22 protein-coding genes are annotated in these 24,401 nt (G+C 67.4%); 18 read left to right on the top strand and 4 right to left on the bottom strand.

Translation table 11 applies throughout. The features are described from left to right. The first annotated feature begins 27 nt into the window (after positions 1-27). Both QSJ95_RS03055 and fdhD read left to right on the top strand, forming a co-directional pair. Positions 28-420 carry a hypothetical protein gene (locus QSJ95_RS03055; RefSeq protein WP_285639963.1) on the top strand — a complete coding sequence of 131 codons (393 nt, stop codon included), beginning with the start codon at positions 28-30 and terminating at the stop codon, positions 418-420. Between the two features lie 92 nt (positions 421-512). After that, positions 513-1,343, top strand: a complete 831-nt coding sequence (gene fdhD, locus QSJ95_RS03050) for a formate dehydrogenase accessory sulfurtransferase FdhD (protein WP_285639961.1) — start codon at positions 513-515, stop codon at positions 1,341-1,343. A 167-nt stretch (positions 1,344-1,510) separates the two neighbouring features. On the opposite strand, the gene QSJ95_RS03045 is transcribed toward fdhD, so the two are convergent. Together QSJ95_RS03045 and QSJ95_RS03040 are read right to left on the bottom strand one after the other, a co-directional pair. Beyond that, the gene (locus tag QSJ95_RS03045; protein WP_420920033.1) at positions 1,511-4,234 is read right to left on the bottom strand and encodes an ATP-dependent Clp protease ATP-binding subunit; all 2,724 of its coding nucleotides are present in this window, start codon (positions 4,232-4,234) and stop codon (positions 1,511-1,513) included. 382 nt (positions 4,235-4,616) lie between these two features. After that, on the bottom strand, positions 4,617-5,555 hold the full coding sequence (locus QSJ95_RS03040) for a Dyp-type peroxidase (RefSeq protein ID WP_043316765.1): 939 nt from the start codon (positions 5,553-5,555) through the stop codon (positions 4,617-4,619). Between the two features lie 1,025 nt (positions 5,556-6,580). Between QSJ95_RS03040 and QSJ95_RS03035 the strand changes: the two genes are divergently transcribed. The 4 genes from QSJ95_RS03035 (at position 6,581) to QSJ95_RS03020 (ending at position 8,465) form a co-directional block, all read left to right on the top strand. Beyond that, positions 6,581-6,853, top strand: a complete 273-nt coding sequence (locus tag QSJ95_RS03035) for a DUF1652 domain-containing protein (protein WP_009621889.1) — start codon at positions 6,581-6,583, stop codon at positions 6,851-6,853. Positions 6,854-6,882: 29 nt separating this feature from the next. Continuing rightward, positions 6,883-7,143 carry a hypothetical protein gene (locus QSJ95_RS03030; protein ID WP_285639957.1) on the top strand — a complete coding sequence of 87 codons (261 nt, stop codon included), beginning with the start codon at positions 6,883-6,885 and terminating at the stop codon, positions 7,141-7,143. 61 nt (positions 7,144-7,204) lie between these two features. Further along, positions 7,205-7,846, top strand: a complete 642-nt coding sequence (locus tag QSJ95_RS03025; RefSeq protein WP_285639955.1) for a hypothetical protein — start codon at positions 7,205-7,207, stop codon at positions 7,844-7,846. A gap of 4 nt (positions 7,847-7,850) precedes the next feature. After that, positions 7,851-8,465: a helix-turn-helix transcriptional regulator gene (locus tag QSJ95_RS03020; RefSeq protein ID WP_285639953.1), complete on the top strand. Its 615-nt coding sequence runs from the start codon at positions 7,851-7,853 to the stop codon at positions 8,463-8,465. Here QSJ95_RS03020 and QSJ95_RS03015 read toward each other — a convergent pair. Beyond that, positions 8,462-9,541 (bottom strand): sigma-54 interaction domain-containing protein, encoded by a 1,080-nt coding sequence (locus tag QSJ95_RS03015; protein WP_074980840.1) that lies wholly within the window; start codon positions 9,539-9,541, stop codon positions 8,462-8,464. The two genes, QSJ95_RS03020 and QSJ95_RS03015, sit on opposite strands and share 4 nt — an antisense overlap. Positions 9,542-9,920: 379 nt before the next feature. Here QSJ95_RS03015 and QSJ95_RS03010 point away from each other — a divergent pair, with 379 nt between their 5' ends. From QSJ95_RS03010 to QSJ95_RS02995, 4 genes are all read left to right on the top strand, one after another. Then, the gene (locus QSJ95_RS03010) at positions 9,921-12,155 is read left to right on the top strand and encodes a TonB-dependent receptor (RefSeq protein ID WP_285639949.1); all 2,235 of its coding nucleotides are present in this window, start codon (positions 9,921-9,923) and stop codon (positions 12,153-12,155) included. A 47-nt stretch (positions 12,156-12,202) separates the two neighbouring features. Beyond that, positions 12,203-13,282, top strand: a complete 1,080-nt coding sequence (locus QSJ95_RS03005; RefSeq protein WP_285639947.1) for an ABC transporter substrate-binding protein — start codon at positions 12,203-12,205, stop codon at positions 13,280-13,282. Between the two features lie 403 nt (positions 13,283-13,685). Further along, positions 13,686-13,940: a type II toxin-antitoxin system HicA family toxin gene (locus QSJ95_RS03000; RefSeq protein ID WP_249920067.1), complete on the top strand. Its 255-nt coding sequence runs from the start codon at positions 13,686-13,688 to the stop codon at positions 13,938-13,940. After that, positions 13,937-14,278, top strand: a complete 342-nt coding sequence (locus tag QSJ95_RS02995) for a type II toxin-antitoxin system HicB family antitoxin (protein ID WP_069864930.1) — start codon at positions 13,937-13,939, stop codon at positions 14,276-14,278. Before QSJ95_RS03000 ends, QSJ95_RS02995 begins: the two co-directional genes overlap by 4 nt. An 85-nt stretch (positions 14,279-14,363) precedes the next feature. Here QSJ95_RS02995 and QSJ95_RS02990 read toward each other — a convergent pair whose 3' ends face one another. After that, a complete protein-coding gene (locus tag QSJ95_RS02990; RefSeq protein WP_285639942.1) occupies positions 14,364-15,098 on the bottom strand; it encodes a class II aldolase/adducin family protein in 735 nt (244 codons plus the stop codon). 339 nt (positions 15,099-15,437) lie between these two features. Between QSJ95_RS02990 and QSJ95_RS02985 the strand changes: the two genes are divergently transcribed. The 8 genes from QSJ95_RS02985 to ftsH all read left to right on the top strand — a co-directional run bounded on the left by QSJ95_RS02985 (position 15,438) and on the right by ftsH (position 24,261). Further along, positions 15,438-16,604, top strand: a complete 1,167-nt coding sequence (locus tag QSJ95_RS02985) for an LLM class flavin-dependent oxidoreductase (protein ID WP_285639939.1) — start codon at positions 15,438-15,440, stop codon at positions 16,602-16,604. Between the two features lie 19 nt (positions 16,605-16,623). After that, positions 16,624-17,679, top strand: coding sequence for an ABC transporter substrate-binding protein (locus QSJ95_RS02980; RefSeq protein WP_285639937.1), 1,056 nt, complete (start codon positions 16,624-16,626; stop codon positions 17,677-17,679). Positions 17,680-17,736: 57 nt separating this feature from the next. Further along, the gene (locus tag QSJ95_RS02975) at positions 17,737-18,792 is read left to right on the top strand and encodes an ABC transporter substrate-binding protein (protein WP_285639936.1); all 1,056 of its coding nucleotides are present in this window, start codon (positions 17,737-17,739) and stop codon (positions 18,790-18,792) included. Next, complete coding sequence (locus QSJ95_RS02970) at positions 18,779-19,966, top strand: MFS transporter (RefSeq protein ID WP_285639934.1); 1,188 nt, start codon at positions 18,779-18,781, stop codon at positions 19,964-19,966. The genes QSJ95_RS02975 and QSJ95_RS02970 overlap by 14 nt, the downstream gene beginning before the upstream one ends. Before the next feature lie 4 nt (positions 19,967-19,970). Continuing rightward, positions 19,971-20,729 (top strand): ABC transporter permease, encoded by a 759-nt coding sequence (locus QSJ95_RS02965; RefSeq protein WP_285639933.1) that lies wholly within the window; start codon positions 19,971-19,973, stop codon positions 20,727-20,729. Continuing rightward, positions 20,726-21,499 carry an ABC transporter permease gene (locus QSJ95_RS02960; RefSeq protein WP_285639931.1) on the top strand — a complete coding sequence of 258 codons (774 nt, stop codon included), beginning with the start codon at positions 20,726-20,728 and terminating at the stop codon, positions 21,497-21,499. The genes QSJ95_RS02965 and QSJ95_RS02960 overlap by 4 nt, the downstream gene beginning before the upstream one ends. A gap of 8 nt (positions 21,500-21,507) precedes the next feature. Beyond that, on the top strand, positions 21,508-22,299 hold the full coding sequence (locus QSJ95_RS02955; protein ID WP_285639929.1) for an ABC transporter ATP-binding protein: 792 nt from the start codon (positions 21,508-21,510) through the stop codon (positions 22,297-22,299). A gap of 147 nt (positions 22,300-22,446) precedes the next feature. Further along, entirely contained in the window at positions 22,447-24,261 is a 1,815-nt protein-coding gene (gene ftsH / locus QSJ95_RS02950) for an ATP-dependent zinc metalloprotease FtsH (RefSeq protein ID WP_285639927.1), read from the top strand. The last annotated feature ends 140 nt before the right edge of the window (positions 24,262-24,401 follow it).

Raw genomic sequence — 24,401 nt, 5'->3', positions numbered from 1 at the left:
GGGGCATCGCTCCAGTTGGAAGTTTCCGTGGAAACTAGAGACAAAGACCGGCGTCGTCCAATCGATATGGCAAACTCTCCGATCGGAGTCTTCTATCGACAAGAAGAGTGTTTCCATAAGGCGCATCTATCTTCCGGTAAGCATTTACAATTGGACGCATCCGCTGCAAGTTCTGCAGTTTTCCGCCTTCGATTCCGAGCCTTCGGATACAACGAGCATGAGCACTATCGAAATACCCTGCTCCAGACTTCTGCTCGCCGGTGGAAAAGGCCGGAGAATGGGAGGAAAGGCCAAGGGCCTGCCCTGCGCCTGCAGAACCTGAACAGCCCCGAAGCGCTGCTGGCGGCGCAGAGCGGCGCCATCGAAGCCGGCCGTGAAAGCGACTTCCGGCCTGCATTGAATGCGTCGTTTCCGTCATAGAGGAGTCTTATTGACGGATCGGAACAAGCGATTGGACGTTATTTGATCGCCTGCGTAACCTGAAAACAGGCAACAAGACACAAGGTGCCGTGATGGAGCTGATCGACGAAGCTCGAACCGATATATCCGATATCAATGCGCCGCCCGCGCCCGCGCAAACCTATAGTTATGTCGAGTTGGGCGAGAGCTGGATAAGCGGCGAGACCGTACTTGCCCGGGAAACGGCATTGGCCATCAGTTATAACGGCATCAACCAAGCGGTGATGATGATATCGCCAGGTAATATGGAAGACTTCGTCAGGGGGTTCAGCCTGACCAATGAAATCGTCACTTCCCCGGATGAAATCCGCGATATAAAAATCACCGGTTCCGGCGAGTCGTACCTGGCCCAGGTCGAAATAACCAACCGCGCCTTCTGGGCACTGAAGGACCACCGCCGGCAACTGGCCGGCGCCAGCGGCTGCGGCATCTGCGGGGTCGAAGCGCTGGACCAGGCGCTGCCGGCGCTGACCCCGCTGCGCCTGGCGCCGCTGCCGGAAGCGCGCCTGCTGGAGGGCCTGCGCGAGCGCATCAACGCCGCCCAGACGGTCGCCCGCGACAGCGGCGCCCTGCACGCCGCCCTGTACCTCGACGCCCAGGGCGAGGTGCGCCTGTGCCGCGAGGACATCGGCCGGCACAACGCCCTGGACAAGCTGATCGGCGCCATGGCCCAGGCGCGCTTCGAGCCCGCCGAGGGCTTCGTCGTCGTCACCAGCCGCTGCGGCCTGGAACTCATTCACAAGGCGGTGCGGGCGCGCATCGGCACCCTGGTCAGCCTCTCGGCGCCCACCGCCCTGACCGTGGAATGGGCGCGCCGCAACCAGCTCAACCTCATCCACCTTCCCCACCACAGCCTGCCCAGGCTCTACAGCCCGGCGCCCTGACCCGCGCGCCCCGGAGTCCCGATGAAGCAAGCCCATGAGTCCGCGGCGACGAGGTGGCGTTCTTCCCCACGGTGACCGGAGGCTGAATGAGCCAGGGCTTCGATGCCGGCGAGCGCTGGTGAGGGCACGGGTAGCGCCCGCCGGGAGCGCTACCCGTCCTCCCGCCTTCAGGTTCCGGTCTGCTCCGCGTCGGCCGCCGGGGGCTGGGCGCCGCCCTTCTCCAGGGTCACCTTGCCGGCCTCCTTGTCGTAGCCCAGGGCGATGCTGTCTCCGGAAACCACCTTGTCCCCGAGGATTTCCCGCGCCAGGCGCGTCTCCACTTCCTGGCGTATCTGCCGTTTCAGCTCGCGGGCGCCGAACTCGGGCTGGTAGCCCACGTCGACCAGGTGATCGACCAGGGACTCATCGACCGTCAGGGTGATGTCCTGCGCGGCCGCCGTGCGCACCACCCGCTGCAGCTGGATGCGGACGATGGCGCGGATGTCGTCGCGGGACAGCGCATGGAACACGATGATGTCGTCGACGCGGTTGAGGAACTCCGGACGGAAGTGCCCCTTGAGTACGCCCATCAGCTCGTCGCGCAGCGCCTTGTCGTCCATGCGCTCGGCCTCGGGGCGTTCGAGGTTGTCCATGATGATCGAGGCGCCGAGGTTGCTGGTGGCGATGATGATGGTGTTGCTGAAGTCCACCACCCGGCCCTTGCCGTCGGTGAGCCGGCCGTCGTCGAAGACCTGCAGCAGCACGTTGTTGACGTCGGGGTGGGCCTTCTCGATCTCGTCCAGCAGGATCACGCTGTACGGCCGCCGGCGCACGCGCTCGGTCAGCTGGCCGCCCTCGTCGTAGCCGACGTAGCCGGGCGGCGCGCCGATCAGCCGGGCCACGGCATGGCGCTCCATGTACTCGGACATGTCGATGCGGATGATCGCCTGCTCGTCGCCGAACACGCTCTCCGCCAGCGCCTTGGCCAGCTCGGTCTTGCCCACCCCGGTCGGGCCGAGGAACAGGAAGGTGGCGATGGGCCGGTGGGCCTGGCCGAGGCCCGCGCGGGACAGGCGCACCGCATCGCTGACCGCCACCACCGCGTGCTCCTGGCCGATCAGCCGCTCGCGCAGCGTCTCTTCCATCTTCAGCAGCTTCTGGCGTTCTTCCTGGGTCAGCTCCGCCACCGGGATGCCGGTCAGCCGCGAGACCACCTCGGCGATGGACGAGGTGGTGACCTCCAGGGTCTCGGAACCGGTCTTGCGTTCCCAGGCCTCGGAGCGTTCCTCCAGCTGCGTCTGTTTCTCGCCGATCAGCTCCTCGAAGCTCTTCGCCTCGTCGAAGCGCTTGCGCGAGGTGGCGTAGTCCTGCTCGCGCTTGAGCTGGGCGATCTCCGCCTCCAGTTCCTGGATGTCCGCCGGCCGCGAGGTGGCGCCGATGCGCACGCGGGCGGCGGCCTGGTCGATCAGGTCGATGGCCTTGTCCGGCAGGAAGCGGTTGGTGATGTAGCGGTCGGCGAGTTCCGCGGCGGCAACGAAGGCGTCGTCGGCGAAGGTCACCTGGTGGTGGGCTTCGAGCTTGTCGCGCAGGCCCCGGAGGATGACGATGGTCTGCTCCACCGTCGGCTCGGGGACGAACACCGGCTGGAAGCGGCGTTCCAGCGCGGCGTCCTTCTCGATGTACTTCTGGTACTCGTTGAGCGTGGTGGCGCCGATCAGGCTCAGCTCGCCGCGGGCCAGGGCCGGCTTGAGCACGTTGGCGATGTCCAGCCCGCCCTCCTCGCCGCCCTGCCCGGCGCCGACGATGGTGTGCAGCTCGTCGATGAACAGCACCAGCTCGTCGTGCTTGGCGGTGACTTCGTCGATCAGCTGCTTGGCCCGCTCCTCGAACTCGCCGCGGTACTTGGCGCCGGCGACCATCGAGTTCAGGTTCACCTCCACCAGGCGCTTGCCGCGCAGCACTTCCGGCACGTCGCCGTTGACGATGCGCTGGGCCAGCCCTTCGACGATCGCCGTCTTGCCGACGCCGGGCTCGCCGATCAGCACCGGGTTGTTCTTCTTGCGCCGGGCCAGCACCTCGATGGCGTTCTCGATCTCCTGGGCCCGCCCCAGCACCGGGTCCAGCTTGCCCTGGCGCGCCAGCTGGGTGAGGTCACGGCCGAACTTGTCCAGCGTCGGCGTGCCGCTGGGGGTATCCACGCGGCCGTCCTCGGCGCCCTTGCCGACGATCTTGACCACCTTCTGGCGCAGCGTCTCGGGGGTCACGCCGTACTTCTTCAGCAGCGTGCCGGCCAGGCTCTCGGGCACCGAGGCGAGGCCGATCAGCAGGTGCTCCGGGCCGACGTAGGAATGCCCCAGGTCCCGCGAGGCCTGGAAGGCCAGCTGGAAGGCCTTCTTCAGGCGCGGCGAGATGGTCATGCGGTCCACCGGCGCGTCGGCGGAGGCGTTGCCGGTCTGCGCGTGCTGGTCGATGTAGCCCTTGATGTCCTGCGGGGACAGCTTCATCTCCTTGAGCAGGGCGACCACCACGTCGGTGTCGGCCAGCACGTACAGCAGGTGCTCGGTGTCCAGCTCGTTGCGCCTGAGCTCGTGGGCCTTTTCCGCGGCTCGCTGGAGTATCTCCAGGGTCTGGGCGCTGAAGGCGTCGGTGGCATCGACCGACTCGCGGGGCACTTCGGCGGCCATGCCGAAGCCATCGCCCTCCTCGCCCGCGCCGCCGAACCTGTCGAAGAAGCGCGAAAGCCCGCCGCCCCCCAGCAGCGAGTCGAACGGATTGAGCATGCTCTGGTGCCGCATCAACTGACGGTAGTCGTGGTCGCAGATCGACATCGACTTGCGCTCGCCATTCTGTACGACGGTCACGCGGGCAACGGCGGGTCGCGCATTACAGATTTCACAGAGAGTCGCCATGATGAACTTTCTCCACGCAACAAGTGGGTGCTTGTAATCGAGCGGCCGCATCTCCAGCAGCGCATACCCGAATAACGAACCCGAAGCCTGGACATGCACTGTTTTTTTCGAAACGAAAGAGACAGGAAAACTCGAAAAGCAGGAACGGCTATTACACCGTCCGTTCACCATAGTCCGGGAAGTGGAAGAGCGCCAGACGAAATCGACGACAGCCAAGCAACGAAAGATGATAAACAGCAACGCTATAGTTACAAAACAATGAAGCGGCGGAAACTCAGCGGAACATGCCGGAGCAACTTCAGAGTTGCTGCGAAACTATTGCGGCGAAGTGAGTCGCCGCAATAGTCCGGGGAAGTTGCCGGGAAAATCGTCCGGATAGGGAAAGTTATTCGCCGAGCTGTTCCAGCAGGTCGGCGGAAGGCACGAAGAACAGGCTGCCGGTCACCGCGCGGCTATAATCCAGCAAGCGGTCGTAGTTGCCCGCCGGGCGCCCGACGAACATGTTCTGCAGCATTTCCTCGATGGGCTCGGGCGAGCGGGCATAACCGATGAAATAGGTGCCGAACTCCCCCGCCCCCGGCCGGCCGAAAGGCATGTTGTCGCGCAGGATCTTCACTTCCTTGCCGTCCTTGACCAGGGTGGTGAGGGAGCTGTGCGAGCAGCTCGGCTTGACCGATTCGTCCAGCTCGATGTCGGACAGCTTGGTGCGCCCGATGATGCGCTCCTGGGCCTCGATGGACAGCTGGTTCCAGCCGGCCATGTCGTGCAGGTACTTCTGCACGATGACGTAGCTGCCGCCGGTGAAGCCGGGGTCTTCGTCGCCGATCAGGGTGAAGTGGGCCGCCTCGCGGCCCGCAGGGTTCTCGGTGCCGTCGACGAAGCCGACCATGCTGCGCATGTCGAAGTAGCGGAAGCCCTGGACTTCGTCGACCACTTCCACCGCCTTGCCCAGCCGGGTGACCACCTGGGTCGCCAGTTCGAAGCACAGGTCCATCTGGTCCGCGCGGATGTGCAGCAGGATGTCGCCCGGCGTCGAAACGGCCACGCGCTCGCCGGAACCCACTTCGCGGAAGGTGTGCAACGCCGCCGGGCGAGGCGCGCCGAACAGCCTGTCCCAGGCGTCGGAGCCGAAGCCTACGACGCAGGAAAGATTGCCCGCCGGCGCCCGCTTGCCGACCGAACGCACCAGGGCGGCGATATCCCCGCACAATGCGCGCACGGCATCGCGGTTTTCCTCGCCGGAAACCAGCGTCATCACGAGAAAGATCGCGCTACTGGTGATCGGACTGTCGACTGCCTGGGGATTGGGGAGTTCTTCTGTCATTTTGCTTGGCAACTACCATCACGGTTGGGCGTTCGAGACTACCAGATAATAGCGGGCGCATGACAATCGTCATCGCGCGTGCCGAATGGTTTTATTCCGAACTGCAAGTAAGGCTGAAAAAAAGGGGTGTCATTGGCACCCCGGTTATATGTTGGACAACTTGGTTCAGTTGACTTCCGAGCGCATCACACGAACCGGCACGAATTTATAGGAGGGCGTTCCGCTGTCGACGTCGATGTAGTCCAAACGATCATTCCAGGCCCGATAATTCTATACGGCGATATCGTATATCCGCCCGTGGATAGCCGCTCTTTATCTGGAATCCTGGAACATACCTGCCGCTGCGATATCCGGATGCGCTTATAAGCAACTGTCTATTGGGTTATTCCCCTTCGGGCCAGCGCAAGCGCTGTTCGCGATGGAGCCGCGTCCCGCGTTCGCGGGAATAACCCGGAAAACAATGTAGGAGCAACTGTCTTGCCGACTGCACCGAGGCGCTTTTCGTAGGATGGGTTGAGCTTGCGAAACCCATGCGGTTGCGCTGATGGGTATCGCTTCGCTCAACGCCATCCTACGAAAAGCCGTGCTTCCTGGAACCGGAGCGAACTCCGTCCGCGATTATCCATCGTTGAAACCTCCACAGAAACAACCGGGTGAATCGCACACAGGCACCTAGCGCGCCTCCCCCAACTGCCGCCACATCCGCTGTGTCAGGCGCTGGAGGGTGTCGCGCCAGGTGGCCCAGGGCTCGTCCCCGCCGCGCAAGGTCAGGCGCTCACCGCGTTCCCCCGGGTCCGTCGCCAGGCCCGCCCTGCCCCTGCCGCCACGGCGCTGCCGGGCGGCGAGACGGTTGCCGAAAGGAGCGTTCGCTGGTTGCAGATGAGAAATCGTTATAACGGCAACTCGCTAGCAAGCTACTGTTCATTTCCTGACGTCGGCTTTTCGGCGTGATCGGACGACCGATCCCAGCTTCGCCGTACCCTGCGGACCCGCTTCAATCAAGTCGATAACTCGGGAGCCACCCGATGCAAACCTATTTGCAGGCCAAACGCATTCTCGAAGACAGCTTCACGCCCTACCGCTGCCAGTGCACCCTCGAAGCGGACGGCTCGATGACCGTGCAACTGCTCGCGCCCAACAGCTGCGACGTGGAACTGACCATCCCGCAGATCCCCCGCCACGACTGGGACAGCCTGCGCGCCGTGGCGAAACTGGCGCTGGAGCTGCGCCAGGCGCTGGACATGGCGCTGTCGGAACAGCAGCGGCCGGCCAAGCCCCTGAGCCTGGCGCCCGGCTAGCCACGCTTCGGGCCACCCTGGAGCCCCCGATGCAGGCAACCCCGCCCGGACTCTCCCGCGCCACCGCCTTCACCCTGGCCCTCTGCTGCGCCTTTTCGGCCGCCACCATCTACTACAACCAGGCCATGCTCTCGCTCATCGGCGACAGCTTCGCCCTCGGCACCGCCCAGGTCGGCCAGGTGGCCATGCTCACCCAGGTCGGCTATGCCGCCGGGCTGCTGTTCGTGCCCCTGGGCGACCGCCTGGTGCGCGGAACGCGCCGGATGACCTCCGGTCGGCAAAAACAATAACGGCATTTAAATATGCTGAAATTGCCCTTGTAGTGTTATCGACCTGCAAGAGGCTACCGCCATGAACGTCAGGACACTGCTTTTCCTCGGACTCGCCGCACTCTGCGCCAGCGCCGCCCTGCCCACCCAGGCCAACGCCGCCGACGCGCCCAGCGCGGCCTCGGCGCTGGACACGCGCCTGGCCTTGCGCGACCTGTGGCTGGAACACATCTTCTGGATCCGCGACTACGCGCAGGCCAACCAGGCCGGCGACAGCCGCCAGGCCAAGGTGGCTGGCGAACAGGTGGTGGCCAACGCCACGGCCATCGCCAACAGCATCGCCCCGCTGTACGGCCAGCCGGCCGCCGACCAGTTGCTGAAACTGCTGGCCGGGCACTGGGGCGCGGTGAAGCACTACAGCGACGCCAGCGTGGCCAAGGATGCCAACGGCCGCAAGGCCGCGGTCAAGGACCTGCAGAGCAATGCCGGGGCCATCGCCCACTTCCTCGCCGGGGCCAACCCCAACCTGCCGGAGAACAGCCTGCTGGCCATGCTCGGCACCCACGGCGCCCAGCACATCGCCCAGATCGACCAGTTGGCCGCCCACGACTACGCTGCCGAAGCCAGGACCTGGGCAGCCATGCGCGGGCATATCCTGATGCTCTCCGACGCCCTGGCCAGCGCCCTGGTCAAGCAGTTCCCCGACAAGTTCGCAGCGAGGTAGGCGCATGCTTCAGGGATTGGGCCGCACCCAGCAGGACCTGCTCAGCGCCCTGCTCTATCGCGCGCAGGGCATGAGCATCGACGAGCTGGCCGAGCAACTGGCGGTGACGCGCACCGCCGTGCGCCAGCACCTGGCGGCGCTGGAGCGCGACGCCCTGATCCTGCGCGGCCCGCTGCGCCCCACCGGGCGCCGCCCGGAGCAGCTGTACCAGCTGAGCCCGCGCGGCCGCGAGCTGTTCCCCCGGCAGTACCAGCTGCTGGCCGACCTGCTGATCGGCGAAGTGGCGCAACTCATCGGCCACGACGCCCTGGTAGCGCTGATGCGCAAGCTGGGCGAACGCATGGCCGCGGAACTGGAACAGGCCCCGGTGGACGAGGCCCGCATCGTCGAACACATGAACGCCGCCGGCTACGAGGCGCAGTTGATCGCCCGCAGCGGCGGCGAACCGGAGATAGTTGCGCACAACTGCGTGTTCCACCACCTGGCCAACCGCCACCCGGAAGTCTGCGAACTCGACCTGGCCCTGCTCGGCCACCTCGGCGGCGCCGCCGTCGAGCACCGCGAGTGCATGCTGCGCGGCGGCCAGGTCTGCCGCTTCCAGCTGCGGCGTGGCGACTAGCCCCGCTGCGCCGCCAGCGTCCGGCTGGAGGGCTCGATCTCGCCGATCTTCTCCAGCCGCGCCCGCACGATGTTGCGGCTGATGCCCAGCAGGCGGGCGGTCTGCAACTGGTTGCCGTGGCAGTAGTGGTAGGCGGTGCGGAACACGGTTTCCTCGATGTGCTCGTACAGCTCCGGCAGGTTGCGTTCGTAGAGCGCCAGCAACGCCGCATCCAGGCTCGCCTCCCCAGGCGTGGCGGCTGGTGCGGGCAGCTCGGCGCGGGCCGGTGTAGTGCGGAGGTCGGCCAGGTAGAGGTCGCCCGGCTGCACCTGCTGGTTGCGGCATACCAGCAAGGCATGGTGGATGGCGTTTTCCAGTTCGCGGATGTTGCCCGGCCAGTTGTGGCCCAGCAGCTTGCGTTCGGCCTCCGGGCTCAGGCTGGCGCGCTGGTAGCCCAGGCGCTGGCAGTGCTCCTCGAGGAAGAATTCGGCCAGCGGCAGGATGTCCCCGGGGCGCTCGCGCAATGGCGGCAGGCGGATGGTGGCGACGTGCAGGCGGTAGAACAGGTCTTCGCGGAAATGCCCGGCCACCACGGCATCGGCCAGGTTGACGTTGGTCGCCGCCACCAGGCGCACGTCGATGGGAATGGGGTTGCGCGAGCCCAGGCGCACCACTTCGCGCTCCTGCAGTACGCGTAGCAGCTTGACCTGCATGTTCAGCGGCAGGTCGCCGATCTCGTCGAGGAACAGGGTGCCGCCGTTGGCCGCCTCGAACCAGCCGGCCTTGCTGCTGGTCGCGCCGGTGAAGGCGCCCTTCTCATGACCGAACAGTTCGCTTTCCACCAGGGTTTCCGGGAAGGCGCCGCAGTTCACCGCGACGAAGGGCGCCTTGCCGCGCCGGCTGAGCTGGTGGATGTGCCTGGCCACCAGCTCCTTGCCGGTACCGGTCTCGCCGATGATCAGGGCATTGGCCTCGCTGGGGGCCAGGCGTTCGATGCGGCTGAGCAACTCGCGCGAACGCGGGTCCTCGAAGACCAGCACGGTGGCCCGCACCGATTTGCTCAGTTCGCGGGCGTGGGGATGGGTGAGCAGCGACATGGCGGCAGGTCCTTTGGCGGGCAGTGGCCGGATAGTGCCTGAAAATTCTTATTACCAAAAAATCATAAATAGTCATTTCAATATTCCACTTTGCGATTTGCTGCTCCAGCAGCACAGCAGCAGCAACGCCTGCTGCCAGCGCAGACTCGCCAGGGCGCCTCGGCGGCGCCGTCTTATTCAAATAAAGCCTTTTAAATCAATTATTTATATGGATTTTCAGTAAACCGGTACGGTTGTTGCCCTACCCCAGATCGCGCCCCGTCGTTCGGGACGCAGCGGATGCCATGCGCGCCAGCCAACGGACGCACGCACCGTCACTACGACAACGCAGCGCGACGCCGCTGCACGACGTCCGCACTGAATGCCATTGGGGAGCAACATGTTCAAACGCACCGCACTTTCCACCGCCGTCGCCCTGGTCCTGGGGGGCCTGCCAGCACTGACGGCGCTGGCCGATGAAACCGCCGCCTCCGGCAATGCCGAACAGGCTTCCGACGAAGGCGGCTCCACCCTGGCCAAGGTGGTGGTCACCGCGCAGAAGCGCGAGGAAACCGCCCAGGAAGTCCCGTCCTCGATCTCCGTGCTCAGCGGCGACAAGGTCCGCGACGACTCGCTGCAATCGGCCAACGAGGTCACCCGCTACATCCCCAACGCCTCCGCCGGCACCACCGAGGGCCATGGCCGGCCGCGCTGGTGGATCCGCGGCCTGGGCACCGGCGACCAGGGCGCCAATACCGTGAGCCCGGTGGGCATCTACGTCGACGACGTGTACATCGCCAACATCAGCGCCACCGGCTTCCCGCTGTTCGACCAGGAGCGCGTCGAGGTGCTGCGCGGCCCGCAGGGCACCCTGTGGGGCAAGAACACCACCGCCGGGGCGATCAACTTCATCTCGCGCAAGCCCACCTTCGACAAGTCCGGCTACTTCAAGGTGGCCGCCGGCAACTACGACGACCGCGTGGTGGAAGGCGCGATCAGCGACGCCCTGGTGGACGACCGCCTGGCCGCGCGCCTGTCCTTCCGTCACCAGGCCCGCGAGGGCTACAACGAGAACATCGCCGACAACGACGACCGCGGCGGCCTGGAAGACGACGCCGCGCGCCTGCAGTTCCTGGCGCGGATCAACGACGAACTGGAGGCCAACCTCAACCTGCACGCCCGCAGCTACCACGACACCGCCGGCTACAGCACGGTGAACTACGGCCTGCGCCCGGACGGCAGCAACCAGTTCGGCTACCGCATCGACCCCGAGCAGGGCAAGGTCAACTACAGCGCCAAGTACCTGGTGCAGATCGACCAGGTGGGCAGCAATCTCAACCTGAACTGGCAGCTTGGCGACCTGACGCTGACCTCCATCAGCGCCTTCGAGCACTTCAGCCGCGACGGCTTCAGCGACTCCGACAACACCCCGCAGGAGCTGCAGCGCAGCTACGCCTACGCCGACAGCCAGCAATGGTCGCAGGAATTCCGCCTGGCCTCGCCGCGCGAGGACCGCCTGAACTGGGTGCTGGGCTTCCACTACTTCAACGAGGACCTGGACTCGCGCAACGCCAGCGCGGCGCTGGATAACCCGTACGTCCAGCGCTACTACAACAACCTCATCTACAGCCAGGGCACCGAGAGCTACGCGCTGTTCGGCAGCAGCACCTTCCGCTTCACCGACGACTTCAGCGTCACCGCCGGCCTGCGCTGGACCCGCGAGACCAAGGACATCGACCTGCACCGCCTGCAGAACCAGGGCCAGGCCAGCTTCGCCGGCGGCGACTGGTGGAAGCCGGGCAGCGTGACCACGCCGCTGGTGGTCAACGCCGTGCAGGACGAGCGCAACACCTGGAGCGACTGGACCTACGACCTGACGCCCGAATACCGCCTCTCCGACAACGCCCGGGTGTACTTCCGCTATGCCTACGGCTTCCGCTCCGGCGGCTACAACACCGGCGCCACCAGCCAGGCCACGGTGGCCACGGTGGACCCGGAATACCTGACCGCCTACGAGCTGGGCCTGAAGTCGGAATGGCTGGACGGCCGCCTCAACGCCAACGCCGCGCTCTTCTACTACGACTACGAGGACATCCAGCTGAACATCGTCAGCGCGGTGAACAACCAGACCGTCTCGCGCCTGGCCAACGGCGCCCAGGGCGAGGCCTACGGCGCCGAGTTCGAGCTGGAGGCCATCCCGCTGCAGAACCTGCACCTGAACTTCGCCCTCGGCCTGCTGCACACCGAGTTCACCGACTACACCTCCGGCAGCAGCGACTACTCGGGCAACAAGTTCGTCCGCGCGCCCAACGTCTCGGCGGTGATCGGCGCCGACTACCGCATCCCGCTGAACGTCGGCGGCGCGCTGATCCTCGGCACCGACTGGAACACCCGCAGCCGCCAGTACTTCTTCTCTAACGACCAGAGCCAGAACATGCGCAGCGGCGGCTACACCCTCGGCAATGCGCGGGTCACCTACGAGCTGCCCGGCGAGACCACGCGGGTCACCGCCTACGTCAACAACCTGACCGACAAGGAATACCGCAACCACACCCTGCCGGGCGGCTTCCAGAGCGCCGGGGTGATGTTCGGCGACCCGCGCACCTTCGGCGTCTCCGTCACCACCGACTTCTGACCTGCCTGCCCGCGGCGCCGGCCGCGGGCCCCTTCGAGGAGAGCACCATGCACGTCCCTTCCCTATCCCGGCTGCTGCGGCGTCTGCTGCTGGTCCCCGCCGCCCTCCTGGCCAGCCAGGTCCAGGCCGCCGAGGCGCCGCAGAGCATCCGTATCGCCACCGTCGCCTATGCCAACGCCGGCAAGGTCACCTTCAACGGCCCGGCCTACGTCATGGACCGCGACAAGTGGCTCGAGCAGGAGTTGGCCAGGCGCGGCGTCAAACTGGAATGGGTACCGGCGGCCACCGCCTCGGTGGGCACCTTCGTCAACGAGGAATTCGCCAACCAGCGCATCGACTTCGCCTTCTACGGCGACCTGCCCTCGATCATCGCCAACGCCTCCGGCGTCGCCACCCGGCTGATCGTCCCCGGCGGCAGCGGCAACAACGTCTACCTGGTGGTGCCGCCGGGCTCGCCGGCGAAATCCATCGCCGACCTCAAGGGCAAGCGCATCGCGCTGCACCGCGGCCGCCCCTGGGAACTGTCCTTCGCCAAGCTGCTGGAAGCCAACCACCTGGGCTTCGACGACTTCCGCATCTTCAACCTCAACCCCCAGGCCGGCGCCGCCGCCCTCAGCGCCGGCCGCGTCGATGCCTTCTTCACCCTCAGCGATGCCTACCTGCTGGAAGACAAACAGGTGGGCCGCATAATCTGGTCCAGTAAGCAGGCGCCGGCCGACTGGAAGATGCGCGCCGAACTCTGGGGCGCCCGCGACTTCGTCGCCCAGCAACCGGAGCTGACGCAGCTGGTGGTGAACGCCTACCTGAAGGCCGCCCACTGGACCGCCCAGGAAGCCAACAAGGACACCTACCAGGGCTACCAGGCGCAATCCGGCCAGCCGCTGAGCGTGCTGCAGCGCGAGGCCGAGGGCGAGCCCTGGGCGCAGCACTTCAGCCCGCTGTACGACCAGTCCTTGCGCCAGCACTACGCCGACGCCATCGCCTACAGCCTCAAGGCGCGCCTGATCCGCAACGAGGTGAAGGTGGAGGAACTGCTGGAGCCGAAGTTCGTGGAGCGCGGGTTGGAAGAGCTGAAGTTGCAGGGTTACTGGAAGGATACTTCGGCGAGTGTGGCCGGGCGGCCGTGACTGGTTTGTGAAGGGTGTTTCCCGGACGCACATGGTGCATGAGGTTACCTCCGCCCCTCTCCCCAGCCCTCTCCCTGAAGGGAGAGGGAGCTTGTCCGTGCCGACGTGAAGCGTGGCATTCGCCGGATAGCCCATGATTGCCGACTAACTCAGAAGTACCAGAACACTCCGAACGGTCCCCTCTCCCTTCAGGGCGAGGCGCGCAGCCGAGGGTTAGGGAGAGGGGCGGTATCGAACCCACGCACCTCCATCCCAGTGAGCACCTCCACCTCCGCGCCAATCTGTGCCATCGACGCCAGGGCAAACCGCGAGTACTTATTCGCCTACGCGCCCGGCCGCCTCCTACGGTGCTCCACGACTTCTCCGGCATGAATTGCTATCATTCGACGATAGCATTCGCCGAATGAAGAGCCGTCACGCCAAGACACTGGAAGCCCTCTTTCGCACGCCCACGAGTGCGTCACTGGCCTTCGCCGACATCGAAGCGCTTGTCCTCCACCTCGGAGGTGAAGTTCAGGAGCGCGAAGGTTCGAGGGTGAGGCTGGCCCTGGGTGGCTGCATCTGGCGATGCCATCGCCCCCACCCGGGCAAGGAGGCGAAGAAGTACCAAGTCGAAGAGGCCCGCGAATTTCTTCGTCGGGCCGGAGTTGAGCCATGAACTGCATGACCTACAAAGGCTACACGGCACGTGTCGAATTCGACGACCGCGACGACATCTTCGTCGGCCGCCTGCTCGGTGTCCGTGACATCATCAGCTTCCATGCCGACAGCGTGGCCGAGTTGCACACGGCCTTTCACGCAGCCGTCGAGGATTACCTGGCCGACTGTGCCGAACGGGGCGTGACGCCGGAGAAGCCGGCCTCGGGAAAGGTCATGCTGCGTATCCGCCCCGAGGTTCACGCCGCCGCCAGCCTCGCCGCACAGGCCGAAGGCAAGAGCCTCAACCAATGGGCGGAGAGCGTCTTCGAACGGGCGGCGAGCAAACGCGCCGGTTGATCCGGTCGCAAGCCGCGTATCGCGTCCAGACGTACAAGTACAAGAAAGCCCTCGTTCGAGGGCTTCTTGCCGAACGGGCCTAAGCTCAGGCCACTGCTTCCAGCAACTTCTGCCCCTCCGCCCACAGCCCGGTCATCTTCCATTGCTGTTCCAGCACCCCGGGGCCGAACTCCTTGGAGCCGCCGAACTGCTCGGCCAGGCCCTGGAAGTAGGCGCCCTCCTCGATCAGCAGGATCAGCTTCGACACCTGCAGCAGGTCCGCGCCCCAGAAGGTCGCGCCGCCGTTGGCCTCGAGGATCGCCGGGGTGTGCGGATTCTGTTCGATGCGCTCGACGATGAAGGCGTGCTCGGGCTGGCGGCGGTCGATGTAGATCGGCAGCTCGCGGGCCAGGGTCACGCGCTGGGACGCCGCGTAGCGGATCGGCAGCACCCGGTGGGCACTGGCCCAGCCGCCCAGGTAGGGGGTGTGTACGTGGATCACCACGTTCACCTCCGCGCGCTTCTGGAAGATGCCGGCGTAGCGCTGGCCGTTGCCGCCGGCCTTGCGCCCGCTCAGCGGCGAGGCGCCCTCGGCGGTTTCGTCCAGCACCACCTCGCCGGCGTAGCTGGCGACCACGGCGCGGATGCCCTGGTCGTCGGCCCAGGGGCTGGGGGCGTGCAGAGCGATCACCAGGTCGCTGTCGGGCACGCGGATATAGGTCTGGTAGGTGTTGGTCGCGGTCAGGGTGCGGGTGTCGCGGAGCACCCGGAAGGCCTTGGCGAAATCGCGCCGGGCCTGGTCCAGCTGGGCGAGCAGCGCCGGGGTGAGTCGGTTGGTCATGGTGCAATTCCTCTGTGGTGAGCATCGAGCCTCGGAAAGTCGGGCTGCAAGCGCTCCAGCAGGACTTGTGCCAGCCAGGATACCCATTACGAATCAATAGGTTGCGCAAGCCATACGAAACGAAGGCGGCCGGCGCGGGGCAACCTGCTGCGGCCTCAGCAACGATTGCTGGCGGAGTGTTGCTGGATCAGCAATCGCAGCCGCCAGGACACCCAGGATATCGCTGTAGCCCTTGCGCCACAGGGCCTCCAGGCTTTCGGCACAGGCCTTGCTCCAGTACCGGCAACCCCGAGCGCATGGCGCTGAGGCCACCTTCCACGCAGCCACTGGAGCACAAGCATGAGCACCGAATTCTTCTGGCGCCTCCCCCTGGGGAGCGACGGCCCCTACCTCGCCACCGACAAGAACAACCGTGGCGCCCCCGTCCACCGTCCGGGCAACATCGCCCCCGGGCGCCTGCCCAACGGCGAGCCGGACGGCTTCACCTACATCGACTACATCGCCCAGGTGGCCAAGGCCGCCGAGATCGCCGGCTTCGAGGGGGCGCTGCTGCCCACCGGGCCGGAGCCCTGGATCGCCGCCGCGGCCCTGGCCCGGGAAACCCGCCGGATCAAGTTCCTGGTCGCCTTCCAGGCCACCTGGACGTTGCCGGCCTATGCCGCGCAGCAGGCCGCCATCCTGCAGAACCTCAGCCGCGGCCGCCTGGAGTGGAACATCATCACCGGCGGCAACCCGGCCAGCCAGCGCGCCAATGGCGACTTCCTGGAGCACGACAAGCGCTACCAGCGCACCGGCGAGTTCCTCGACATCATCGACGGCCTGTGGAGCCACGAACAGTTCAGCTACCAGGGCGAAATCTACCAACTGGAGAACGGCTCGCTGCCCCCGGGCCTGAAGCACGAACGCAAGCCGGGCATCTACTTCTCCGGCTTCTCCGACGCCGCCCTGGACGTGGCCGCCCGACACGCCGACGTGTACCTGAACTGGGCCGAGCCGGTCGACAAGCTCAAGCCGCACATCGAGCGCGTCCGCGAGCTGGCCGACAAGCAGGACCGGCAGGTGCGCTTTGGCCTGCGCATCGACCTGTTCGCCCGCGAGACCGAAGAGGCCGCCTGGAGCGAACTGCGCAAGCAATACGAACGCATCGACGCCCGCACCAGCGCCGCCATCAGGCACTTCGCCAGCGGCTCCGACTCGGTGGGCGCGGCGCGCCAGAGCGCCTACCACCAGAACGTCGAGCGCTTCGACGAGCTGATCCTCGGCCCGAACCTCTGGGCCGGCTTCGGCAAGGCCAAGCCTGGGCCGACCATCGGCCTGGTGGGCAGCCACCAGAACGTCGCCGAGCGCCTGGCCGAGTACCGCGACGCCGGCTTCTCCACCTTCATCCTGGCCGGCAACCCACACCTGGAAGAGGCCCTGCGCATCGGCCAGGAAGTGCTTCCGCTGGTCCACCAACGAGCCGACGCCCGCGCCGACCAACCCACCGCGCTGAAGGCCAGCGCCTGACCCCGCAAGGAACCGCATCATGAGTCAACCGCTCGACACCCTCTGGTACACCCGCTGCCCGGTACCCACCGGCCTCGGCATCGCGGTACAGAAAGGCTGGCTGGAACAGGCCCTGGGCGACCAGGGGACGCGCATCCAGTCGCTGCGAGAGTCGGACAACCAGGCCGTGCGCGAATCGCACTTCGACCACAGCCTGCAGAACTCGGTACGCCACGGCGGCAGCATCCCGGCCATCTGGGCCCGCGCCAGCGGCCGCGAGACGCGGGTGATCGGCCTGTCGTGGGCCGACGAGGTGCAACTGATCCTCAGCCTGCCCGACAGCGGCATCCGCAACGTCAAGGACCTCAAGGGCCGGCGCTTCGGCCTGCCCGACTGGGCCGGTGCGCAGATCGACTTCACCCGCGCCCAGGCCATCCGCGGCCTGGAGAACGCGCTCAGGCTGGAAGGCCTGGAAGTGCAGGACGTGGAACTGGTGGACTTCCGCCAGGGCGGCACCTTCAGCGACGAGACGCCGCACAGCATCGCGGGCCTCGGCGCCTTCGGCGGGCGCCGCCGCGGCGGGCAGAACCCGGAGCTCACCGGCCTGCTGCGCGGCGAGGTGGACGCCATCTTCCTCAAGGGCGCCCACGCCGTGCAACTGGCCCAGCAGTTCGGCCTGCACACGGTGATCGACACCGGCTCCCACCCGGAGCCGCTGATCCGCTCGAACAACGGCACACCACGCACCCTGAGCGTGGACCAGCACCTGCTCGACACGCACTTCGACACCGCCGTGGGCATCCTCGGCTCGGTGCTGCGCGCCGAGGATTGGGCCCAGGCCCACCCCGAGGATACCCGCCGCTACCTCGCCCGCGAGGCCAACAGCAGCGAGTACTGGGTGGCCCAGGCCTACGGCGAGGACGCCCACCAGCGCCTGCGCACCAACCTCGACGAGCGCTCCATCGCCGCCCTGCAGGACTTCACCGACTTCCTCCGGCGCTGGAACTTCATCCCCCAGGGCTTCGCCGTGCGCGACTGGATCGACCCGCGCCCGCTGGAAGCCCTGCGCAGCGCCGTCGCCAAGCGCGCCGGCTGAGCGCCGCCCGGCCCCGGTCGCAGCCGGGGCCGACCGCCCACCAGGAAAGGCTCCCTGATGAACACTCCTCTCGATACCCTCTGGTACACCCACAGTCCGGTACCCACGGGGCTCGGCATCGCCGTCGAATCCGGCCGCCTGGCCCAGGCCTTCCGCCCCTGGGGCACGCGCATCCAGGCCCTGCGCGAGTCCTCCGACCGCGAGGTGCGCGAGGCGCACTTCGACCATCACCTGCGCAACTCGGTGCGCCATGGCGGCAACATCCCGGCCATCTGGGCCTGCGCCAGCGGCCGCGACACCCGCGTGCTGGGCCTGTCCTGGAGCGACGAGGTGCAATTGATCGTCACCACCGCCGACAGCCCGGTACGCGATATCCGCGACCTGCGCAACCGCCGCTTCGGCGTGCCCAAGTGGGCCAACGTGCAGATCGACTTCACCCGCGCCCAGGCCATCCGCGGCCTGGAGAACGCCCTCAGGCTGGAAGGCCTGCAGGTCGCCGACATCGAACTGGTGGACTACCCCTACGGCGGCACCTACAGCGACGACCCAGTGCGCCATGTGCACGGTGCCCAGGTCAGCCTCGGCGGCAACCGCGTGCGGCGGCGCAACAACGAGCTGATCGGCCTGCTGCGCGGCGACATCGACGCCATCTTCCTCAAGGGCGCCCATGGCCTGCATCTGGCCGATGAGTTCGGCCTGCGCGTGGTGGTGGACGTCGGCTCGCACCCCGATCCGCTGATCCGCGCCAACATCGGCACGCCACGCACCCTGACCGTCGACCAGCACCTGCTGGACGAACACTTCGACGCCGCCGTGCTGATCCTCGAAACCGTGCTGCGCGCCGAGCAATGGGCCTGGGCCCACCCCGAGGAGACCCGCCGCTTCCTCGCCCGCGAGCTGAACACCAGTGAGTACTGGGTGGCCGCCGCCTACGGCGAGGACGCCCACCTGCGCCTGCAGACCAACCTGGCCGAGCGCTCCGTCGGGGCCCTGCAGGACCTCACCGACTTCCTCGAGCGCTGGGACTTCATCCCGCGCCGCTTCGACGTGCGCCAATGGATCGAGCCGGGGCCGCTTGAGCAATTGCTGGAGAAGGTCAATGTCGCCATCTAGGCCGCCGGCCTTCCTCGCCGGCTTCATGCTGCTGGCCGCCTTCAGCGGCGCCACCATCGGCATGGCGAAGATCGTCACCACCCTTTACGCCCTGCACATAGGCGCAAGCCCCATGCAACTAGGGGTGATCTCGGCCATGGAGTCGCTGGGCATGGTCCTGCTGACACTGCCGGCGGGCTTCGTCATCGCCCGCTACGGCGCGCGCCGGGTGTACTTCCTGGCCAGCCTCGGGCCACTGCTGCTGAACCTGGCCATCCCGCTGTTCGGCACCTGGCTGTGGCTGGCCGCGGCGCGCCTGCTGATCGGCCTGTGCATCCCCTTCCGCATCGTCGCCATGAACAGCGCCTTCCTCCGCCAGCTGCGGAACATCGGCAACGACAAGGCCGGCTGGTACCGCGGCGCCCTGACCCTCGGCATGGGCCTGCTCGGCCCGCTGCTGGGCAACTGGCTCAGCGGCGGCAGCTTCACCCTAGGCTTCGTGGTGATCGGCCTGTGCTTCGGCCTGATGGCGCTGTACAGCCTCGGCTTCTGGGAAGGCGAAGGTCCGGCCGAGGCGGCCGCCGAACTGGACGGCGGCATCCTGGCCCAGGCGCGGACCCTGCTCGGCCACCCGGAGGTCGCCGAGAGCTGCCTGGTGGAGCTGCTGTCCGGCGCCACCGGGGCGCTGTTCGGCACCTTCATCATCGTCCTGGCCATGGAGGTGGCCCAGCTCAGCCAGGAGCGCGCGGTGAGCCTGGTGATGATCCAGGGCCTGGCCGCGGTGCTCGGCCTGTTCGGCCTGGGCCGCCTGGTGGAGCGCGGCGGGCGGCGCCCGGCCCGCCTCGCCGGCCTGGCCCTGGGAGTGGCCGGCCTGCTGCTGCTCGGCCGTGGCCAGGGCTATGCCTGGCTGGCCCTGGGCGCCGTGCTGCTGAGCCTGGCCACGGCGCTGGTGCACCTGGTGAACATGGCGCAGCTGGGCGAGTCGGCCCTGGACAAGAGCAAGCTCTCCGGCCTGTTCAATCTCGCCGGCATGCTCGGTAGCTGCTCCGGCGCCTTGCTCGGTGGCGCCATCAGCCACTGGATCGGCCTGGCCAACCTGTTCCTGGCCTGGATCCCGCTGGTGCTGCTGGCCGCCCTGTGCTGCTGGCTGCGCCACCTGCGGCGCGGCGCCACAGCGATAGCCGTGGAGGGCTGAAGCGATGCGTAGAATCCCCCTGCACCACCTGACCGTGCTGGTCTCGCCCCTGGCGCTGCTGGCCGCGTGGGTACTGCTGGCCGACAGCGGGCGCTTCCCCAGCCAGTTGCTGGTGCCGCCGCGCGAGGTCTGGCAGGCCTTCGTCGAGCTGGCCAGCAGCGGCGAGCTGCGCGAACACCTGGACAGCAGCCTGTCGCGCCTGGCCCTGGGCTTCCTGATCGGCGCCGGCGGCGGCCTGGCGTTCGGCACCGCCATGGCCCTGTCGCCCAGCGTCGAGGCCTACTGCGGGCCGCTGTTCCACACCCTGCGCCAGGTGCCCTCCATCGCCCTGATCCCGATGTTCATCCTGTTCTTCGGCGTCGAGGAGACCTTCAAGATCCTCATCGTCACCAAGGCCACCTTCTTCCCCGTGGCCCTGGCCACCTGCGAGGGCGTGCGCGGCATCCCGCGCAGCTACTTCGAGGTCGCCCAGGTCTACCGCCTGCCGCTGCCGACGCTGCTCGCCGAGGTGGCCTTCCCGGCCGCCGCGCCGCCGATCCTCACCGGCCTGCGCATCGGCCTGAGCCGCGCCTGGATGGTGCTGGTGGCGGCCGAGCTGCTGGCCGCCGACAGCGGCCTGGGGCAGATGATCGAGATGAGCCGGCAGATGCTGCGCATCGACGTGGTGATGGTCGGCGTGCTGGTGACCGGCGTCATCGGCTTCGTCCTGGACTATGGCTTCCGCCTGCTGGAGCGGCGCGTGCTGCGCTGGAAACCGCTATGAAGAGCCTCGTTTCACTGTTGCGCCGCGGCCGTGGGCTGGTCCTGCCGCTGCTGCTGATCGCCGCCTGGGAAGCCGCCTCGCGCCAGGACGCCAGCCACGCCTACGCCTTCGTGCCGCTGCGGCGCATCGGCGAAGGCCTGGCGGAACTGCTGGCCAGCGGCGAACTGTGGCTGAGCGTGGCGGCCAGCCTGCAGCGCACCTGCCTGGGCCTGCTGTTCGGAGTGGCGGCAGGCTTCGTCCTGGGCGCCGCCATGGCCCTTTCGCGCAGCGCTGGGCGCCTGCTCGCGCCGCTGTTCCACGGCCTGCGCCAGGTGCCCATCCTCGGCCTGATCCCGTTGCTGGCGCTGTGGTTCGGTAGCGGCGAGGCGACCAAGGTGCTGATCGTCTCCCTGGCCGCCTTCTACCCCATGGCGCTCAATGCCCATGAAGGCTTCAGCCACGTCGAGAAGCGCTACCGCGAAGTCGGCCGGCTATACGCGCTGTCGCCCCTGCAGCAGTTCACCCAGGTGCTGCTACCCGGCGCCCTGCCCAGCCTGTGCAACGGCGTGCTGCACGCCCTGGCCTTCGCCTGGGTCAGCTCGGTGGGCAGCGAACTGTTCCTTTCCACCGGCATGGGCCTGGGCAACCTGATGATGAACGCCGAGACCGGCTCGCGTATGGAGATCATCGTGATCGGCGTGCTCTGCATCGGCCTGCTCGGCTACGCCATGAACCAGCTGTTTTCCCGCCTCGCCCGCCACCTGCTGCGCTGGCGCGCCCTCCATCGATAGGTGACCGCATGACCGCACTGCTCAATCCCTCCCCCGCCTACGCCCTCGGCCAGCCCGGCGCCCTGGAGATCCGTGGGCTGAACAAGCACTACCGGATCGATGGCAAGCTGCTGCAGGTGCTCAGTGGCATCGACCTGCAGGTGCTGCCCGGCGAGTTCGTCTGCATCGTCGGCGCCAGCGGCTGCGGCAAGTCCTCGCTGCTGCGCCTGATCGTCGGCCTGGAGCAGGACTACGAAGGGCTGATACGCCTGGACGGCGAGACCGTGCGCGGCACCAGCCTGGACCGTGGCCTGGTGTTCCAGGACCACCGCCTGTTCCCCTGGAAGACCGTCGAGCAGAATGTCGCCCTGGCCCTGAAGAACCAGCGCCTGGGCAAGCGGGAGAAGGCCGAGCGCGTCGCCGAGCACCTGGCCCTGGTCGGCCTGCAGGGCTTCGAGCAGGCCTATCCGCACCAGCTTTCCGGCGGCATGGCGCAGCGCGCGGCCATCGCCCGGGCGCTGATCACCCGGCCCAAGCTGCTGTTGCTCGACGAACCCTTCGGCGCCCTCGACGCCCTCACCCGGGTGAACCTGCAACGCGAGCTGCAACGCATCTGGCTGCAACAGCGCAGCAGCGTGATCATGGTCACCCACGACGTCGAGGAAGCGCTCTACCTGGGCGACCGGGTGATCGTCATGGACGCCCGCCCCGGGCGCATCCGCCATGAGGTTCGCGTCGAGCTGCCGCACCCGCGCGAACGCAACGCGCCACGCCTGCACCGGTTGCGCGACGAGCTGCTCGCCGAGCTCACCGGCCAATGACCCCGGAGGCGGCTATCCTTCGGGTGCGCCGCTCCGCCTTTGTTTGATCCCGGCCAAGTTCCCGCGCCGCGGTTCGTGCCTCAATGGCGCCAACGCCGGAGCCCGGCGTGCATCCATCCCCCTGCCGGCACGGGAGCGAGCATGGCCATGGAAAAGCACCATCAATGGAACCTCGGCTATTTCGTCGTGGCCTTCGTGGCCATGCTGCTGGTGCAGAACTGGCTGGGCGAGTACTCGGCCGAGGCGCCGATTTCCTACAGCGAGTTCCAGCGCCTGCTGGACGCCGGCAAGGTCAGCGACCTGCGCGTCGACCAGGAGCGCATCAGCGGCACCCTCAAGGAGCCGATCCAGGGCCGCACGCGCTTCACCACCAACCGCGTCGAGCCGCAGCTGGCGGCGGAGCTGGAGAAAGCCCAGGTCGACTTCTCCGGCGTCACCCAGAGCGGCCTGGCCAAGCTGCTGGGCTGGCTGCTGCCGGTGCTGCTGTTCTTCGGCCTGTGGGTGTTCTTCTTCCGCGGTCTGGCCGAGAAACAGGGCTTCGGCGGCATGGTCAGCGTCGGCAAGTCGAAGGCGCGGGTGTTCGTCGAGCGCGACACCGGGGTGACCTTCGACGACGTGGCCGGCATCGACGAGGCCAAGGCCGAGCTGCAGGAAGTGGTGTCCTTCCTCAAGGACCGCCCCACCTACAGCCGCCTGGGCGCGCGGATTCCCAAAGGCATCCTGCTGGTGGGCCCGCCCGGCACCGGCAAGACGCTGGTGGCCAAGGCCGTGGCCGGCCAGGCCGGGGTGCCGTTCTTCTCCATCTCCGGCTCGGAGTTCGTCGAGCTGTTCGTCGGCGTCGGCGCCGCGCGGGTGCGCGACCTCTTCGAGCAGGCGCGCAAGGCCGCGCCCTGCATCATTTTCATCGACGAGCTGGACGCCCTGGGCAAGATGCGCGGGCTGGGCGCCTTCGGCGGCAACGACGAGAAGGAGCAGACGCTCAACCAATTGCTCGCCGAGCTGGACGGCTTCGACCCGCGCGAAGGCGTGGTGCTGCTGGCCGCCACCAACCGCCCGGAAGTGCTCGACCCGGCCCTGCTGCGCGCCGGCCGCTTCGACCGCCAGATTCTTATCGACCGCCCGGACCGCCGGGGCCGCGAGGCCATCCTGCGGGTGCACCTGAAACGCGTCAGCGCCGCCGCCGACCTCGATTGCGGGCAGATCGCCGCCATCACCACCGGCTTCACCGGCGCGGACCTGGCCAACCTGGTCAACGAAGCCGCCATCGGCGCCACCCGGCGCGGCGCCGAGGCGGTGGGCATGGCCGACTTCACCGCCGCGGTGGAGCGCATCGTCGCCGGCGCCGAGCGGCGCAGCCGGCTGCTGCTGCCGCAGGAGCGCAAGGTGGTGGCCTACCACGAGATGGGCCACGCCCTGGCCGCGGCCTCGCTGCCGCGCATGGACCCGGTACACAAGGTCTCCATCGTCCCCCACGCCATCGGCGCCCTCGGCTTCACCCTGCAGCGGCCCACCGAGGACCGCTTCCTGATCGGCCGCCAGGAACTCAAGGACCGCATGGTGGTGCTGCTGGCCGGGCGCGCCGCCGAGGCCCTGGTGTTCGACGAGATTTCCACCGGCGCCGCCGACGACCTGGCCAAGGCCACCGACATCGCCCGCCAGTTGGTGACGCGCTTCGGCATGAGCGAGCAGCTCGGCCAGGCCGTGCTGGAGCGGCAGAACGCGCCCTATCTGGCAGGCGACAACGGCCACCTGGCGGGGCTGCGCGAGAAGGACTACTCGGAGCAGACCGCCCGCGAGGTGGACCTGTGCGTGCGCGAGCTGATCGACGAAGCCTTCCGCCGCGCCCGGGCCCTGCTGGAGCAACGCCGCAGCGACCTGGAGGCCGGCGCGCAACTGCTGCTGGAGCGCGAAACCCTCACCCCGGAGGATTTCCCCGCCCTGGCCGGCGCGCCGGCGCCTTGAGCGGGCCTGCTTCGAACTCCTGGCTATTTGCAGCGCCGCGCATATGCCGGGGAACTCATTGACAGATTGGCGCCAGGCAAGTGTCATGGGCGTTGTCGTCCGGCGCGGTCGAGGTGTGGCGCCGGGATTACGTGGTCCGT

This window comes from Pseudomonas sp. NBRC 100443 (genome assembly GCF_030268185.1).
Classification (GTDB): domain Bacteria; phylum Pseudomonadota; class Gammaproteobacteria; order Pseudomonadales; family Pseudomonadaceae; genus Pseudomonas; species Pseudomonas citronellolis.
Note: the sequence above shows the minus strand (reverse complement) of the source record. Positions and strands in the feature narration are given on the sequence as shown.